This is a genomic window from Microbacterium sp. Bi128, assembly GCF_918698205.1.
The window spans coordinates 1-1,147 of the sequence record NZ_CAKKMM010001551.1; the positions used below are offsets into that span (position 1 = coordinate 1).

The 1,147-nt window shown below is 66.3% G+C and carries 1 protein-coding gene and 1 pseudogene; both read left to right on the plus strand.

All coding sequences use genetic code 11. The features are described from left to right. On the plus strand, positions 1–1,006 hold a 1,006-nt coding region (locus LQV45_RS34475; protein ID WP_230012390.1), incomplete at its 5' end, for a cell wall metabolism sensor histidine kinase WalK. After that, positions 1,003–1,147, plus strand: a pseudogene (locus LQV45_RS34480) (DNA-binding response regulator); the annotation flags it as partial. The gene LQV45_RS34475 and the pseudogene LQV45_RS34480, both read left to right, overlap by 4 nt.

Here is a 1,147-nt window from a genome sequence, read left to right on the forward strand (position 1 = left end):
CCTGGTCCGCGGGCACACGGTGGTGCACCAGCAGCTGCTGGAACTGACGGCCAAGGTGCGGCGGGACGGGGTCATCCTCGAACAGCAGCTGGAACTGCCGCGCGGCCCGCTCGGCCAGGGCACGATCGTTGTCCAGGTCCGGGCCGCCGTCATCACGGAGGAATATGTCCTCCTGCTGGCCGATGACCGGACAGAGTTCACCCGCACCGAGGAAGTCCGCAACGACTTCGTCGCGAACGTCTCCCACGAACTGAAGACACCGGTCGGGGCGATCTCCCTCCTGGCCGAGGCACTCGAGTCGTCCGCTGACGACCCCGAGGCGGTGAAGCGGTTCGCCAAGCGCATGCACAAGGAATCGACACGGCTTGCGGCGCTTGTCCAGGACATCATTGAACTCTCCCGGCTCCAGGGCGCCAACGTCGCGCAGCAGGGCCGCCCGGTGGACATCAACCTTGTGGTCAGCGAGGCCGTGGACCGCTCCGTGCTGCCGGCCGAGAGCAAGAACATCCAGCTAGTCGTCGGCGGGCACGCCGATGCCCTGGTCTACGGCGACCAGGACCTTCTCGTGACCGCCCTGCGCAACCTGATCGATAACGCCATCCGCTACTCGCCGGAGAACACCAAGGTAGGCGTGGGCATCCGGGCCAAGGACGGTCTCGTGGCGGTCTCGGTGACGGACCAGGGCGATGGGCTCAGCGCCGAGGACCAGGAGCGCGTCTTTGAGCGCTTCTACCGCGTGGATGCTGCCCGCTCGCGGCAGACCGGCGGCACCGGGCTTGGCCTGAGCATCGTCAAGCACGTCATTTCCAACCACGGCGGCGAGGTGACCCTGTGGTCCCGGCTCGGCCAGGGTTCCACGTTCACCATTCGACTTCCCGAGATAGAAGGGCAGGACGACGGCGACGCCCCCGCGGCGGGCAAGCCGGCTGCCCAAACTTCCAGTCGGGACCCCAGACCGCAACGACGTGACGCCGCAGGCGTCCATGAGCAAGGAGCTACCGCTTGAGCAGGATTCTGATTGTCGAGGACGAGGAGTCCTTCAGCGACCCCCTGTCCTACCTCTTGGGTAAAGAAGGCTTCGAAGTGGAGGTGGTGGACACCGGACTGGAGGCCATCACCGAATTCGACCGCAACGGCGCCGACCTCG